The 15,093-nt window shown below is 65.3% G+C and carries 17 protein-coding genes; 8 read left to right on the plus strand and 9 right to left on the minus strand.

The genetic code is table 11. The features are described 5' to 3' along the window. The 5 genes from LB541_RS22525 (at position 1) to LB541_RS22545 (ending at position 3,587) form a co-directional block, all read left to right on the plus strand. The gene (locus LB541_RS22525) at positions 1–825 is read left to right on the plus strand and encodes a carbohydrate ABC transporter permease (protein WP_140818146.1); all 825 of its coding nucleotides are present in this window, start codon (positions 1–3) and stop codon (positions 823–825) included. A 92-nt stretch (positions 826–917) separates the two neighbouring features. Further along, positions 918–1,661, plus strand: a complete 744-nt coding sequence (locus LB541_RS22530) for a DUF899 family protein (RefSeq protein ID WP_224619639.1) — start codon at positions 918–920, stop codon at positions 1,659–1,661. A 78-nt stretch (positions 1,662–1,739) separates the two neighbouring features. Beyond that, positions 1,740–2,291, plus strand: coding sequence for a DUF4142 domain-containing protein (locus LB541_RS22535; RefSeq protein ID WP_140495937.1), 552 nt, complete (start codon positions 1,740–1,742; stop codon positions 2,289–2,291). 295 nt (positions 2,292–2,586) lie between these two features. Then, positions 2,587–3,051, plus strand: a complete 465-nt coding sequence (locus LB541_RS22540; RefSeq protein WP_224619642.1) for a cupin domain-containing protein — start codon at positions 2,587–2,589, stop codon at positions 3,049–3,051. Between the two features lie 143 nt (positions 3,052–3,194). Further along, complete coding sequence (locus LB541_RS22545) at positions 3,195–3,587, plus strand: Rid family hydrolase (protein ID WP_224619644.1); 393 nt, start codon at positions 3,195–3,197, stop codon at positions 3,585–3,587. A 296-nt stretch (positions 3,588–3,883) separates the two neighbouring features. On the opposite strand, the gene carB is transcribed toward LB541_RS22545, so the two are convergent. The 5 genes from carB to LB541_RS22570 all read right to left on the minus strand — a co-directional run bounded on the left by carB (position 3,884) and on the right by LB541_RS22570 (position 9,880). Continuing rightward, on the minus strand, positions 3,884–7,375 hold the full coding sequence (gene carB / locus LB541_RS22550) for a carbamoyl-phosphate synthase large subunit (protein WP_224619646.1): 3,492 nt from the start codon (positions 7,373–7,375) through the stop codon (positions 3,884–3,886). Positions 7,376–7,623: 248 nt separating this feature from the next. Beyond that, positions 7,624–8,490, minus strand: coding sequence for an SH3 domain-containing protein (locus LB541_RS22555; protein WP_140582051.1), 867 nt, complete (start codon positions 8,488–8,490; stop codon positions 7,624–7,626). A gap of 203 nt (positions 8,491–8,693) precedes the next feature. Further along, the gene (locus LB541_RS22560) at positions 8,694–9,128 is read right to left on the minus strand and encodes a hypothetical protein (RefSeq protein ID WP_224619648.1); all 435 of its coding nucleotides are present in this window, start codon (positions 9,126–9,128) and stop codon (positions 8,694–8,696) included. Between the two features lie 27 nt (positions 9,129–9,155). After that, a complete protein-coding gene (locus LB541_RS22565; RefSeq protein ID WP_224619650.1) occupies positions 9,156–9,452 on the minus strand; it encodes a metallophosphoesterase family protein in 297 nt (98 codons plus the stop codon). A gap of 71 nt (positions 9,453–9,523) precedes the next feature. After that, positions 9,524–9,880, minus strand: a complete 357-nt coding sequence (locus LB541_RS22570; RefSeq protein WP_224619652.1) for an ArsR/SmtB family transcription factor — start codon at positions 9,878–9,880, stop codon at positions 9,524–9,526. A gap of 194 nt (positions 9,881–10,074) precedes the next feature. Here LB541_RS22570 and LB541_RS22575 point away from each other — a divergent pair, with 194 nt between their 5' ends. Beyond that, on the plus strand, positions 10,075–11,253 hold the full coding sequence (locus LB541_RS22575; RefSeq protein ID WP_140582045.1) for an MFS transporter: 1,179 nt from the start codon (positions 10,075–10,077) through the stop codon (positions 11,251–11,253). A gap of 41 nt (positions 11,254–11,294) precedes the next feature. On the opposite strand, the gene LB541_RS22580 is transcribed toward LB541_RS22575, so the two are convergent. Beyond that, positions 11,295–11,759 (minus strand): MarR family winged helix-turn-helix transcriptional regulator, encoded by a 465-nt coding sequence (locus LB541_RS22580; protein WP_140495930.1) that lies wholly within the window; start codon positions 11,757–11,759, stop codon positions 11,295–11,297. Next, positions 11,756–11,980, minus strand: coding sequence for a hypothetical protein (locus tag LB541_RS22585; RefSeq protein WP_140582043.1), 225 nt, complete (start codon positions 11,978–11,980; stop codon positions 11,756–11,758). The genes LB541_RS22580 and LB541_RS22585 overlap by 4 nt, the downstream gene beginning before the upstream one ends. Between LB541_RS22585 and LB541_RS22590 the strand changes: the two genes are divergently transcribed. Next, on the plus strand, positions 11,952–12,740 hold the full coding sequence (locus LB541_RS22590) for an SDR family NAD(P)-dependent oxidoreductase (protein WP_140582040.1): 789 nt from the start codon (positions 11,952–11,954) through the stop codon (positions 12,738–12,740). The genes LB541_RS22585 and LB541_RS22590 overlap by 29 nt on opposite strands. A 62-nt stretch (positions 12,741–12,802) precedes the next feature. Here LB541_RS22590 and LB541_RS22595 read toward each other — a convergent pair whose 3' ends face one another. Continuing rightward, a complete protein-coding gene (locus LB541_RS22595; RefSeq protein WP_224619654.1) occupies positions 12,803–13,402 on the minus strand; it encodes a LysE family translocator in 600 nt (199 codons plus the stop codon). 96 nt (positions 13,403–13,498) lie between these two features. On the opposite strand from LB541_RS22595, the gene LB541_RS22600 reads away from it, so the two are divergent. Continuing rightward, entirely contained in the window at positions 13,499–14,368 is an 870-nt protein-coding gene (locus LB541_RS22600) for a LysR family transcriptional regulator (protein WP_140582270.1), read from the plus strand. A 65-nt stretch (positions 14,369–14,433) separates the two neighbouring features. Here the strand turns inward: LB541_RS22600 and LB541_RS22605 are convergent, their stop codons facing one another. After that, on the minus strand, positions 14,434–15,084 hold the full coding sequence (locus LB541_RS22605; protein ID WP_140728585.1) for a dihydrofolate reductase family protein: 651 nt from the start codon (positions 15,082–15,084) through the stop codon (positions 14,434–14,436). Positions 15,085–15,093 lie beyond the last annotated feature (9 nt).

Consider the following 15,093-nt stretch of genomic DNA (forward strand, 5'->3'; position numbering starts at 1 on the left):
ATGTGGATCTTGAAGCGGGCGGGCTTCTACCTGTCGGTCGCGGTCATCGTGCTGGTCGCGGTATTCCCGTTCTACTACGCCATCGTCACCAGCCTGAAATCGGGCACCGAGCTGTTCCAGGCCGACCTGTGGCCGCGGACGTTCAGCCTCGGCAACTACCGCAACGTGCTCACCGAAGGCGCCTTCGCGCGCAACCTCATGAACTCGCTGGTGGTTTCGGGCGCGGTTGTCGCGCTCTCGCTGTTCCTTGGCGTCACCGCGGCCTACGCGCTGGCGCGCGTGCGCTTCCGTGGCCGCTCGGCGCTGCTCTTCGCCATCCTGTCGGTGTCGATGTTTCCGCAGGTGGCGGTGCTGGCCGGGCTGTTCGAGCTGGTGCGGATGTTCGGCCTCTACAATTCGCTTGTCGCGCTGATCTTCTCCTACATGATCTTCACCTTGCCGTTCACCGTCTGGGTGCTGACAGCCTTCGTGCGGGACCTGCCGGTCGAGGTCGAGGAGGCGGCGATCCTTGACGGCGCGACGCCGTGGATCATCGTCACGCGCATCTTCCTGCCGCTGATGTGGCCGGCGCTGGCGACCACCGGGCTTTTGGCGTTCATCGGCGCGTGGAACGAGTTCCTGTTTGCGCTGACATTCACCTCCAACAACGCCCAGCGGACCGTGCCGGTGGCGATCGCGCTGCTTTCGGGCAATTCCCAGTTCGAGATCCCGTGGGGCAACATCATGGCCGCATCGGTGATCGTCACCGTGCCGCTGGTGCTGCTGGTGCTGATCTTCCAGCGCAAGATCGTCTCCGGCCTGACCGCCGGCGGCGTGAAGGGGTGAGGAGAAAATGTCGGAACCGGCCGCAGCGGCGCGTCCTTAGGTCTTAGAGCAACCGCGCCGGGACGCCGGCGCTGTGACCCAAGGAGCCGATCATGATCACCTTCCCCAACGAATCCGCCAGATACCGCGCCGCCCGCGAAAAGCTGCTGAAGAAGGAAATCGCGCTGCGCCGCGCCATGGAGGATGTGGCTGCGGCGCGCCGCGCGTTGCCGCCGGGCGGGCTGGTGCCACAGGATTACGTGTTTGATGGGCTGGATGCCGAGGGCAGGGCGGCCGAGATAAAGCTGTCGCAACTGTTCGCACCCGGCAAGGACACGCTGATCCTCTACCAGATGATGTTTCCGCGCCATCCGCAGGAGACGCGCGACGTGGCAATGACGGGCGGCACGGCGAAGCTGGCTCGGCCGGACCAGCCATGCCCGTCCTGCACGGCGCTGCTCGACCAGTTCGACGGCGCCGTCGGCCATCTCCAGGCGGCCGGCTTCAACTTCGCCGTGGTGGCGAAAACGGCGCTCGAAAACCTCGTCACGCTCGGCCGCGACCGTGGCTGGAAGAACATGCGGCTGGTGTCGTCGGCCTCCAACAGCTTCAAGCGCGACTACAACGCCGAGGATGCCGACGGTGCGCAGATCCCGCTGCTCTCGGTGTTCCACCGCGACGCTGACGGCATCAGGCATTTCTGGTCGTCCGAACTCGGCTTCGCGCCGCCCGAACCCGGCCAGGACCCGCGCGCCATCGGCACCTGCGAGATCCTGTGGAACCTGATGGATTTCACCCCGGAGGGCCGGCCGAACTGGCACGAGCAGCTGCAATATGGCGAGGCATGCTGCCATTGACGGCAAGGCGCCCGGCGCAACTTCCGTGCATCTGCGGCGTTGGAATCCCGAGGGAACCATTCCGATCGGAGATTGCAGATGAAAACGCTTCTGACCATGACCGCCGCGGCCTTGCTCGCCGCCGCGCCCGCCGCGCTTGCCCAATCCACCGCCCAAACGACGCCGTTGGCGGCCGACAGCAAGGTCGACACGCAGACCTTCATCAAGACGGTGCCCGGCGCCAACGAGTTCGAGATCCAGTCGAGCAAGCTCGCCGAGCAGAAATCGGCGTCGGCCGACGTCAAGGCCTTCGCCAAACAGATGATCAAGGATCACACCAAGGCCGGCGAGGACTTCAAGGCGGCACTCGCGCAGGGCCAGACCACCGCCTCGACCAAGCCGGCCGGCCCGGCGCTTCAGCCGAAAGAACAGGGCCAGCTCGACGAACTCAAGGCCGCCAGCGGCAAGGACTTCGACACCAAATACATCATGATGCAGACAGCCGCCCACAAGGACGCCGTCGCGCTCTTCAGCACCTACGCCCAATCGGGCGATGATCCGGCGATGAAGGAATTCGCCAAGAAGACGCTGCCGACGCTGAAGATGCACGAGAAGCACGTGAAGGAACTGGGGGCCGCGCATCAGGGGTGAGGGCGGTCGAGAGGGAGCTGAACCGCAGACGATAGCACTCTACGGCGCCCCCCTCTCTCCTGCCGGACATCTCCCCCTCTTGGGGGGAGATCGGCAGCTTGGGCGTCGGCGCTCTTTCTGCCCACGCCGAAAATTTGGCGAAAGCATTCGCGACAGCCAATCTCCCCCCTTGAGGGGGAGATGTCCGGCAGGACAGAGGGGGGCGCCGTAGGGCGCGACGGCTCACATCGCGCAACAGGGTTCTTCCCAGGCCTGCGTGGGACTACACTGCCGCACCACCATCCCGAGAGCACCCATGCCCAAACTCGACCTCGCATCCCTGCCCATCCGCAAGGGCTCGGGCTATCCCGCGCCCTTCGATGGCCCTTGCGCCGGCCGCACGCGCCGCCGGCTTGGCGATGCCGGCGGGCTCACCGATTTCGGCGTCAACCTGATGACGCTGCCGCCCGGCGGCTGGTCAAGCCAGCGTCACTGGCACAGCCATGAGGACGAGTTCGTCTATGTGCTGGAAGGCGAGTTGACGCTGGTCGAGGATGGCGGGGAGTCGCTGCTCAGCGCCGGCGACTGCGCCACCTTCGCCAAGAACAGCGGCAATGGTCACCATTTGATCAACCGCTCGTCCACGACGGCGCTTTACCTCGAGGTCGGCTCGCGCAACCCGGACGATGTCATCACCTGCTCCGACATCGACATGATGAGCCCGAGTTCGGACGGCCGCTTCCTGCACAAGGACGGCACGCCCTATCCGGGGCAAGGGTGAGGGCTGGACAACGCGTCGGCGCCAGGGGGAGCGCCCTACGAGATTTCGCAGGCGAGGGACGAGTTCCGGCTCTGGACTGCGGGTCGGCGCTGGCGTTCCCCGGCCGGCACTATAAGCTCCCCCCAAACCCAGGGAGCACCACTGTGAAAAAGGAAGTCATCGAAGTGCCCGTCATGTCGGACAAGGTGCGGGCGCTCGGCCTGCCCTGTTCGACGGCGGTGAGGGCCAACGGCTTCGTGTTCATCTCGGCGACACCGCCGGTGGACATGGTGACCGGCGAGATGGTGCGGGGCGACATCGAGGTGCAGACCGAGGCGTCGCTGAAGGCGCTGAAACACTGCCTGGAAGCGGCCGGCACCTCGCTGGACAATGTCGTGATGGTGCGCATCTACGCCGTCAATTCCGGCTTCTACAACGCGATCAACCGGGTCTATGCCAGGTATTTCTCGACCAACCCGCCGGCGCGGAGCTTTGTGCCGGTGGCTTCGTGGCCGATGGAGTTTGACATCGAGATTGAGTGTGTGGCGGTGGGGTGAGCAGGCTCCAATGGCCTGCATCCAAGTGAAGAGTAACCCCACTCCTCTACCTCGCCAAGGGGGAGAAGTTTTCTCTGTCGCAGATACAGCAGATTCTAGATACGTTCGGTCAATGGTCGAAGCAAATTGAAGGTGTTTCTAAAACTAACCGGAATAAAAAGAGCCTAACGTTTCCAAAGAACAGTGTCGATTCGTCTGCCGACTATTTGATAGCGCTTAAGAATCCTAGGAGAAAGTGACCTTTGATTTCCCGTGGGAGTCATCGTCTCGGAATTTTTCACTGATTGGCTGTCGCCTTAAGCAAAATACTCCTGCAGCGGCCTGACCTCCAGGCTCCCCGCCTTCAGCGCCGCAATCGATTCCGCCACCGCCGCAGCACCCGACAGCGTCGTATAATACGGCACCTTCTGCATCAGGGTCGCGCGGCGTAGCGACTTGGAGTCCGATACCGCCTTCTGGCCGTCCGTGGTGTTGAACACGATCTGGACCTGGCGGTTGCGGATGGCGTCCTCGATGTGGGGGCGGCCTTCGAGCACCTTGTTTATTTTCTCGGCGACGACGCCGTTTTCGGCGAGGAAGCGGGCGGTGCCTGATGTGGCCATCACCTTGAAGCCGAGGCCGGCGAGGCGCTTGACCGCCGGCAATATGCCTTTCTTGTCCTCGTCGCGCACCGAGACGAACAGCGTGCCTGAGCGGGGGAGATCAACACCCGCCCCTAACTGGCTCTTGGCGAAGGCCAGCGCAAAGTCGCGGTCGAGGCCCATGACCTCGCCGGTCGAGCGCATTTCCGGGCCGAGCAATATGTCGACGCCAGGGAAGCGGGCGAAGGGGAAGACGGCTTCCTTGACCGCGATGTGGCCCGGGTTCCTGGGGTCGGGCATGGCGCCGTAATGGGCGAAGGCGTCTTCCAGGCTCTCTCCGGCCATGATGCGGGCGGCGATCTTGGCGATGGGGCGGCCGATGGTCTTGGCGACGAAGGGCACGGTGCGCGAGGCGCGCGGGTTGACCTCCAGCACATAGACCGTGCCGTCCTTGATCGCGTATTGCACGTTCATCAATCCGCCGACATTGAGCGCGCGGGCAAGGGCCGCCGTCTGCCGCTCCAGCTCTTCGACCAGCTCCGAAGGCAGCGAGTGAACGGGGAGCGAGCAGGCCGAGTCGCCCGAATGGATGCCGGCCTCCTCGATGTGCTCCAATATGCCCGACACGAAGGTCGCCTTGCCGTCGCAGAGGCAGTCGACATCGACCTCGATTGCGCCCGAGAGATAGGTGTCGAACAAAAGCGGGTTCTTGCCCAGCAGCGTGTTGATCTGGCCGGTCTTGTCGTTGGGGTATTTCTGCTTGATGTCCTCCGGCACCAGGCCGGGCACGGTGTCGAGCAGGTAGGATTGCAGCATGCCCTCGTCATGGATGATCTGCATGGCGCGGCCGCCCAGCACATAGGAGGGGCGCACCACCAGGGGGAAGCCGAGCTCGCCGGCGACGAGGCGGGCCTGCTCGACCGAATAGGCGATGCCGTTCTTCGGCTGGCTGAGATTGAGCTTGTGCAAGAGCTTCTGGAAGCGGTCGCGGTCCTCCGCCAGATCGATCATGTCGGGCGAGGTGCCGAGGATCGGGATGCCGGCCTTCTCCAGCGCATCGGCGAGCTTCAGCGGCGTCTGGCCGCCGAATTGGACGATGACGCCGACCAGCTCGCCCGAGGCCTGCTCGGCGCGCAGGATCTCCAGCACGTCCTCCGCCGTCAGGGGATCGAAATAGAGCCGGTCCGACGTGTCGTAGTCGGTCGACACGGTCTCCGGGTTGCAGTTGATCATGATCGCTTCATAGCCGGCGTCGCGCAGCGCAAACGCCGCGTGGCAGCAGCAATAGTCGAATTCGATGCCCTGGCCGATGCGGTTCGGACCGCCGCCGAGGATAACCACCTTCTTGCGCGACGACACCTGCGCCTCGTTGGCGAGCGCGCCGGCGAAGGGCACTTCATAAGTGGAGTACATGTAGGCGGTGGGCGACGCGAACTCGGCCGCACAGGTGTCGATGCGTTTATAAACCGGATGAACGTCGAGCTTTTCGCGAATCTTCTGAACGACTTCCACGTCGCTCTTCGTCAGCGACGCGAGGCGGGCATCCGAAAAACCCATGGCCTTCAGCATGCGCAGATTGGCGGCGTCCTCAGGCAGACCGTGCTCGCGGATGCGGGCTTCCATGGCCAGGATGCCGGCGATCTGCTCGAGGAACCACGGATCGATCTTGCACATTGCGTGCACGTCTTCGAGCGAGGTGCCCATGCGGATCGCCTGCGCCACCATGCGCAGCCGGTCGGGCGTCGGCGTGCCCAAGGCGGCGCGGATCGCGTTGCGGTCGTCGGCGCTGTTGGCGGAGCCAAGGCCGGGGATCTCGATCTCGTCGAGGCCGGTGAGGCCGGTCTCCAGGCCACGCAAAGCCTTCTGCAGGGATTCCTGGAAGGTGCGGCCGATAGCCATGACTTCGCCGACCGACTTCATGGCGGTGGTCAGCACCGGCTCCGCGCCGGGGAATTTTTCGAACGCAAAGCGCGGGATTTTCGTGACGACGTAATCGATGCTCGGTTCGAACGAGGCGGGCGTGGCGCCGCCGGTAATGTCATTCTCGAGCTCGTCCAGCGTGTAGCCGACGGCAAGCTTGGCGGCGATCTTGGCGATGGGGAAGCCGGTCGCCTTGGAGGCCAGCGCGGAGGAGCGGGAGACGCGCGGGTTCATCTCGATGACCACGAGCCGGCCATCGGCCGGGTTGACGGCGAACTGCACGTTGGAGCCGCCGGTCTCGACGCCGATCTCGCGCAGCACCGCGATCGAAGCGTTGCGCATCATCTGGTATTCCTTGTCGGTCAGGGTCAGCGCCGGGGCGACGGTGATCGAATCGCCCGTGTGCACGCCCATCGGATCGATGTTCTCGATGGAGCAGACGATGATGCAATTGTCCGCTCTGTCGCGGACGACCTCCATCTCGTACTCCTTCCAGCCGAGCACGCTCTCCTCGATCAGCACTTCGGTGGTCGGCGAGGCGTCGAGGCCGGACTGGACGATGTCGAAGAATTCGGCCCTGTTGTAGGCGATGCCGCCGCCGGTCCCGCCCATGGTGAAGGAGGGGCGGATGATGGCGGGCAGGCCGACATGGTCGAGCGCCTGGGCGGCGATCGCCATGGCGTGGCTGATGTAGCGCTGCTTGCGGTCGCCTTCGCCGAGGTTCCAGCTTGTCTCCAGCGCGTCGAGCGCGGCGTCGAGATTGTCGGGCTTTTCGGCCTTCAGCGCCGCGCGCTCGGCCTCATGCGTCTTGCGGTCGGCATTCTTGACGTCGGTGGCGTTGGCCAGCATCGACTTCGGCGTTTCCAGGCCGATCTTCTTCATCGCCTCGCGGAACAGCGCCCGGTCCTCGGCCTTGTCGATGGCCGTGGCGTCGGCGCCGATCATCTCGACATTGTAGCGCTCCAGCACGCCCATGCGGCGCAGCGACAGCGCGGTGTTGAGCGCGGTCTGGCCGCCCATGGTCGGCAGCAGCGCATCCGGGCGCTCCTTGGCGATGATCTTGGCCACGACCTCGGGGGTGATCGGCTCGATATAGGTGGCGTCGGCCAGTTCCGGGTCGGTCATGATGGTGGCCGGGTTGGAATTGACCAGGATGACGCGGAAACCCTCTTCCTTCAGCGCCTTGCAGGCCTGGGTGCCGGAATAGTCGAATTCGCAGGCCTGGCCGATGACGATGGGGCCGGCCCCGATGATCAGGATCGACTTGATGTCGGTGCGTCTTGGCATCTTTATGAATTCCGTTCGGCGAGCGGCTTGCACGAAAAACCGGGACGGGAGACCCGGCCGGTTGTGCTTGCGATTCTGGTATCAGGCTAGGAGGGCCTTATAGGGAAGAGTTTTGCGGGATGTAACCCCGAAAATGAGGGCAGTAGGGCAGTAGGGCAGTAGGGCAGTAGGGCAGTAGGGCAGTAGGGCAGTAGGGCAGTCACTCCAGGCACTTCACATATTGCCTTACTGCCCTACTGCCTTCCAAACTAATCCCCAAACGCCACCGCGTCCGTAATCTCGAATCGTTCCGAGATGCCGACGCGGATCATGCTTAGGCCGCCTTCGCGGGTGAAGCGGAAATCGCTGTCGCCGTCGGAGCCGGCGGGCAGGCCGCCGTAGAAGGAGATGACGCGGCTGCCGCCGTCGGGCCAGGTCACGGTGACGTCGGCCTTGTCGCTGCCCTTGTGCTCGACACTTGCCGCGCAAAGGGTCATCGGCTGGCCGACATTGCGCGCACAGGGAATTTCAATGGCTGCACCTCCGGCGGTGGCCTCCGCCTGAGCCGGATTCTCCCCAGTGGGCGGCCGTTCATTCGCCACCAGCGCCAGGCCGTAGGCATCCTGCATGGCGATCACCGCGGCGGATTTCGGCGTGGTTGCGGGGGCAGCCGCATCATCGGCTCCGCCCAGCCTCGCCGTCAGGTCGGGCGGCAAGGCGGGCGGCTGAGCGGCCGCGGGGCTGGCCGTCGCGGCGTCGAGCGCCTGGCCTGCATTGTTGGTCGCGGCAGCGGACGCATCCGCCTGATCCGGATCGGGCGGCGAAGCCGGATTGACGGGGTTCAGGTAGCGGGCAGGGGTCCAGCCGCTGATTTTCGGGTTCTCGGCCTCGACCTTGCACCATTGCCGGCCGTCTACGTCGATGCAGCCGAGATTGTTCACGCTGGCGCCATTGGCCAGCCGCGCCTCGGTCTTGCCGATCGGCGATGGCTGGGCGCGGACGTTGAGGAGATCGTCGGGGGCGAGGCCGGTGATGATGGAGATGAACGGCCCATCCTCGGCATGGGCCACCGTCAGAAGCACAGGAGCGGCGATCAGCGCGAAGAGCGTCGTTCGGAGCGTAGACCGGCGCTTCATCGCTTCGCCGTGGCCGATAGATTGCATTACCAAAGGCACCGCCAGATACGAAAACGCCGCCACACGCGAAGCCGATTTTATAGGCGACGACGCTGCGCCATGTCCAGAAGCGAGATTTTCTTCCGACAGGGACGGATCTGCGTGAAGGCGATGATCGGAGGAGCGGGGAGAGAGCAGCCTGGCGGCATGAATGCGAAGAGCATTCAGCCGGGCATGAAGCCGGTTCGCAGCGCATGGGCCCATTCGGGCCGTCCCGCCTGTTCGGCCTGGCTAGCGGCCGCCTCGTGATCGTAATCGACGGCGATGGCCTCGAAACGGTCGGGCCGGCCGGGCTCGCCTGAAGTGACGATGCCATAGCGCGCATGCGGCGCGCCCTGCTCGGAGGAATGCGCCGGCGGCGTCGAGTCTTCATAGGCGGGACAGCCGACGCTGCCCGGGTTGAAGATCACCGGACCGCCGGGCAAGCGGATCAGTTCGGCCCGGTGGCTATGGCCGCACAGGGCCAGGCGGCAGGCCGGATCGAGCGCCTTCAACCGCCGCCGGATCGCCGCCAGCGGCGCACGCACCAGCCGGCCATCGGTGATCGCATCGAGCAGGTATTTCTCGTCATGATCGGGCCTGGCATGGAAAGCGATCACGCCGGGCGCGATCTCCAGCGTCAGAGGCTAGGCGAACAGCACCTCGCGCTGCGCCCCGGTCAGCCGTTCCCGCGCGTAGATGTCGGAGGCCCACATGGTCTCATCGGCCGGATCGGCGGCGACGCGGCGGTCATGATTGCCGCGCACGGTCCGCAGGTCCAGCGCTTCCAGCCGCGCAAACGTCTCGCGCGGCCAGAGCGGACCCGAAACGCTGTCGCCGAGATTGACCGTGATATCCGCGCCGCCGCGCCGCTCGAGGTCGGCGAGCACGGCGTCAAGCGCCAGCACATTGCCATGGATATCGGCGAGGACAGCGATGCGCATGGGGAGCTCCGGTTGTGAGGCAGCGTTTCCTCTCCCCACTTCCGTGGGGGCGAGAACCCAGATCCCGCGAGTCAGGCCGTCACTTCGATATCATGGCCGCCGACCGCCGGCAGCGCCGGATCGTCGCCTGCGGCGGCAATAATGCTGTCGAGCAGGCCGGGGAAGCGGGCATCGAGATCGGCGCGGCGCAGCGTGATCATGCGGTTGGTGCCGGCCACTTGTGCGCGAGTCACGCCGGCCTCGCGCAGCTTTGCCAGGTGGTAGCTCAGATTGGTCTTCGAGGCGAGATCGAGGAATTTGCTGCAGTTCAGCGGCACGCCTTCCTTGCTGGCGAGATAACGCACGATCGCCAGCCGCGTCGGGTCGCCGAGCACGGCGAGCACGATCGGCAGGCTGATCTGGTCCGTATTGGGATGTGGCAGGCTCATGGCTGCAACCTAAGCACAGTTCCGGCCGATTTCAACGCACCCGCTCCACGTCTGCCGTGCACACCGCTCTCCCTTTCACGACCGTGCTGACACAGGGCTGTCAGGATGGTTGTGCTATTTTTCCCTGGCTTCATTGACATCCTGCCGGGTTATGTCCAATTGTTCAATAACTTTTGAACTAAGGACACATCGCCATGGACAAGCGGATCTTCTGGCTTGCGCTCGGATCGTTTGCGATCTCGACCGAAGGCTTCGTCATCTCCAGCCTTCTGCCCGACATCGCCTGGGATGCCGGCATCTCCGTTCCGCTCGCCGGCACGCTGATCACCGCCTTCGCGCTCGCTTATGCGGTCGGCACGCCGATCCTGGCGACGCTGACCGGCGAATGGGACCGGCGCCGCGTCATCCTGTGGACGCTGGTGTTCTTCGTCATCGGCAACGTTGCCGCGGCCTTGAGCTCCTCCTTCGAAGTGCTGCTCGCCGCGCGCATCATCATGGCGCTGTCGTCGGGCCTGTTCGCGGCGACCGCGCAAGGCACGGCGGTGGCGCTGGTCGATGACCATCACCGGGCCCGCGCCATTGCCGTCGTCGTCGGCGGTACCACGGTGGCGGTGGCGGTGGGCGCCCCGCTCGGTGCGCTGGTCGCGGCGATCGCCGGCTGGCGCGGAACGTTCTATGCCATCGCAGGCCTCGGCGCGCTCGCCGGCGCCATCCTCTGGTACCGGCTGCCGCGCGGCATCATCGGCACCAAGCTGCCGCTGAAGCGCCGGCTGGCGGCGGCAATGCGTCCCGGCGTGATGCCGATCCTGGTCACGACCACGCTTGCCCTCATCGGCGCCTTCACCGTCTTCAGCTTTATCGCGCCGCTGGCCATCGAAGCCAGCGGGCTCTCCCCGATAGCGCTGCCCGGCATGCTGCTCGCCTTCGGTGTCGGCGCCGTCATCGGCAACATCGCCGGCGGCCAGGCCGCGGACCGGTTTGGCGCGACGCGCACCGTCGGCTGGTCGCTGGCGCTGAGCGCTGCCATGCTTGTCACCTTCTCGCTGATCCCGGCCTTCCTGCCACATCATCTCGCCGGGCCGGCGCTGATGGGCATGATGGTGCCATGGGGCATCGTCGGTTGGGCCTTCCCGCCGGCGCAGGCGAGCCGCATCATCAAGCTCGCCCCGGACGCTGCCCCGATCGTGCTGTCGCTCAACGCCTCCGCGCTCTATCTCGGCGTGGCGCTCGGCGCGGTGGTTGGCGGCGCCGTGCTGCGCTATGGCGGGCCGGCCGATCTCGGCCTCATCGCGGCCGTCTTCCCGGTCATCGGGCTCGGCATCGTGCTGGCCGGCCGGATGCTGGCGCGGCCGGTCGCCATGCCGGCGGAGTAGAGGGCGCCGAGCTTTTCGTCACTGGTTCTTACGCGGCCGCTTCAACTGGAGGGAGCGGCCGCCGGCGTTTCGAGGTCCAGAGAGGCCACATCATCCAGCGTCGCACGCAGCTTCGCGGCTTGCTCCGCGCCGATCATCTCCTCGAAGCGCTGCTGGGCGACACTCCACAGCCTGATCGCCTCTTCGAGCTTGGCCTGGCCGTGCGGCGTCAGCCGGACGCGCTTGACGCGGCGATCGTCCTTGTCGGGGAAGGTTTCGACATAGCCGTCGCGGACCAGCGGCTTCAGCGTATGGCCGAGCGCCGAGAGATCCATGATCAGCGCCTCGGCAACGGTCCCCATCGCCGGTTCGCTGCTGGCACTGATCTGAAAGAGCAGGCCAAATTGCGTGCCTTTCAACCCAGAAGGCGCAAGCGCGTCGTCGTAGAAGCGGCCGAGCCTGCGCGCGGTGCGCCGCAAGGTGGCATTGTTGCATCGGCTGAATCCCGGCTGCTGAAGGTCGGTCATGTCAACTCCTCGCCGGCAAAGCCTGTGCCAGCCTGCCGCCAGAAATAGTTTTCGCGACCGCCGTTGACAAGATAGTGGCATATACCTACTTCGCCAAAGGTGGCATATGCCACCAATTGACGATCGAGAAGCTCGGCAGCCGGCGCATCCGTCGAAGCCGAACCAGAGCGAAAAGCGAAAAGGAACAGGACAATGAGCGAGAACAAGGGCACGGCCGTCATCACCGGCGCCTCCTCCGGCATCGGCGCTGTCTATGCCGACCGGCTGGCGGGGCAGGGCTATGACCTGGTGCTGGTGGCGCGCCGCGCCGACCGGCTCGAGGAATTGGCTGAAAGGCTGCGCTATGCCTACAGCCGCAAGGTCAGCGTGATCAGTGCCGATCTGGCCAACGACGATGATGTGCGGCGGGTGGAGCGGACGGTGTCGACGGATGACAGCGTCACGCTGTTGGTCAACAATGCCGGGCTTGGTGGTGCGCAGGTGGTTGCGACGGCGGACGCCGATGCGGCTGAACGCATGATCAAGGTCAATGTGATCGCCCTGACGCGGTTGACGCGTGCTGTGCTGCCGGGATTTCTCGCGCGCAACCGCGGCGCTATCGTCAACATCGCCTCGGTGCTGGCCTTTGACACCTCGTTCGGCGGCATCTACAGCGGCACCAAGGCCTATGTCGTCAACTTCACCGAAGCCCTGCAGCGCGAGGTTGCCGGCACCCATGTCCAGGCGCAGGTGGTGCTGCCGGGGGCGACCCGGACCGATTTCTGGGAAGCCGCGGGAAGTAATATCGACCAGCTTCCGAAGGAAATCATCATGACTGCCGACGATATGGTCGATGCTGCCCTTGTCGGCCTGGCCAGGGGCGAAGCCGTCACCGTGCCCGCGCTTGCCGATACGGCCAAGCTGGACGCCTTCCTCGGCGCCCGGCAGACCTTCTACGGCAGCCTGCACGCCGACAAGCCAGCCGCACGCTACGCGGCTTGACAGGATTCGGGTTCCTCGCCTCGCCTTGCGGGGGCGAGGAACCCAGGTTCTGCAGGCCCATCTTACGCCTGCCGCCACATCGGAATGATCGATGCCGCCAGCACCAGGCCGAGCAGGATGTTGAGCGCGCGCCATTGCCGCTCGGTCTTCAGCAGCCGGGCGAGCAGCATGCCGGCCACACACCATAGCGACAGCGAGAAGGCGGCGGTGAGGCCGAAGGTGGAGCCGAGCAGCAGGGCCAGCCGCGCCGGCCCGTCGGCGAGTGCGGCGAAGGATGCCGCGGCTCCAAGCCCCATCGCCCAGCCCTTGGGGTTCATCCACTGAATGCCGGCACCGCCGAGAAAACTGTTCGGTTTGATCATCGTCACATCGAGCTTGGGGGCCCCCGCACGGCCGATCTTGAGCGCCAGCCAGACGAGGTAGAGCGAGCCGGCGATCTTCATGGCAAGCTGCAAGGACGGCATGGCGAGAAGCAGGCCGGCCAGCCCGGCGGCCGCCGCCCCGGTGACGGTGGCCAAGCCGGCCGCGCTGCCGACCACCAGCGGGATGGAGCGGCGAAAGCCGAACTGCGCGCCCGACGCCGTCGACAAGGTGGTGGCGATGCCGGGCGTGCTGGTCGCCACCAGGGCGAACAGGATCAGCGGGATGACGGGTTGGAGCATGCGGCGTCCTCAGTCGGAGGCCCCATGGTAGATGCAGCCGAATATCAGTAAATGCAATATTTGCGATGACTGGCATTAGCATCTATAATGCAGGACATGATCCGCAACCTCGATACGACGCTCATGCGCACCTTCGTCACCGTCGCCGACAAGGCCAGCATGACGGCGGCGGCCAATGCGCTGCACCTGACGCAAGGCGCCGTCAGCCAGCAAGTCCGGCGGCTGGAGGAGGCGCTCGGCCGCAGCCTGTTCGAGCGCGACCGGCGCGGCTTGCGGCTGACCTCTTCCGGCGAGCGGCTGTTCGGCAAGGCAAAGCGGCTGCTCAGCCTTAATGACGAGATCTGGGCCGAAATGGCTGCCAATGTCGTGGCCGGCCAGGTGCGGTTCGGCGTGCCTTACGACCTTGTCGGCACGACGCTGGCGCCGGTGCTGAAAGCCTATGCGCAAACCCATCCGCAGGTCGAGATATCGCTGGTCTGCGCCTCCTCACCGGAATTGGCCGCGGCGCTCGCGGCCGGCACTATCGACCTGGCGGTCATCGAGGAGCGGGTGGGGGCATCGGATGGCGAGTGCCTCGCCATCGATCGGCTGGTGTGGGTCGGCGCCAAGGGCGGTGTCGCGCGCGCCAAGCGCCCCCTGCCGGTCTCGATGGTCGCCGACAGCTGCGCCTTCCGGCCGGTGGTGCTTTCGGCGCTCCACGAGCATGGGCTGGAATGGCGCACCGTGTTCGAGAACGGCAATATCGACGCGACGACCGCGACGGTGCGCTCCGACCTGGCCGTCACCACCTGGCTGGCCTCCACGGTGCCGGCCGACTTGGAGATCCTATCGTCTGACGGCGCGCTGCCGCCGCTGCCGAATTTTGCCATCAGTTTGCATTTGCCAAGGCATGGTGTCGGCCCCGCGGCCCAGGAGTTTGCGCGGTATGTACGCGACGGTCTGGCGCGGCGGCTGATGGCGGCTTGAGACCAAGTAGACCTTGGGTTCCTCTCTCCCCTCCGGAGGGAGAGGAAGGTGCCAAGGCCGACACACTACTTCCAGGTCCTGCGCCGCTCGAGCTCGGCGTCGGATGGCTCCCCCGTGACAAAGGAACCGGTCTTGATTTCGCCGGCGCGCTCGTAGGTCGCCATGATGACGCCGGTGCTGGAAGTCTGCGAGCGGGTCAGCTTGAAGGCGGCCGGCATCGCGTCATCGCCGAACAGCCGCTTGCCCTTGCCCAGCAACAGCGGGAAGATCATCAGCCGAATCTCGTCGATCAGCCCGTTGGCGAGCAAGGTCTGGATCAGATTGGCCGATCCCTGGATGAGCAGGTCAGGTCCATCTTCCTGTTTGAGGCGGCGCAACGCCGGGACGATATCAGGCCCAAGCGATTGCGTGTTCTGCCAGGTGAGCGAATCCGGACGATGCGTCGCCACATATTTGGTCGCAGGGTTGAAGGCATCCGCGATCGGATCTTTCTGATACGGCCAGTACGCGGCGAAGATGTCGTAGGTTCTGCGGCCGAGCAAGAGGGCGAAGGGCTCGGAGAATAGTTCATCCATCGCCGCGCCCGCCACTTCGTCAAAATAGTGGAACGTCCAGCCGCCGAACTTGAAGCCGCCGACGGGATCCTCCTCCGGGCCGCCCGGCGCTTGCATCACGCCGTCGAGGCTGACGAATGTCGCCGCTATGATCTTTCTCATGGGATGCTC

This window comes from Mesorhizobium sp. BR1-1-15, assembly GCF_020165475.1.
Classification (GTDB): domain Bacteria; phylum Pseudomonadota; class Alphaproteobacteria; order Rhizobiales; family Rhizobiaceae; genus Mesorhizobium.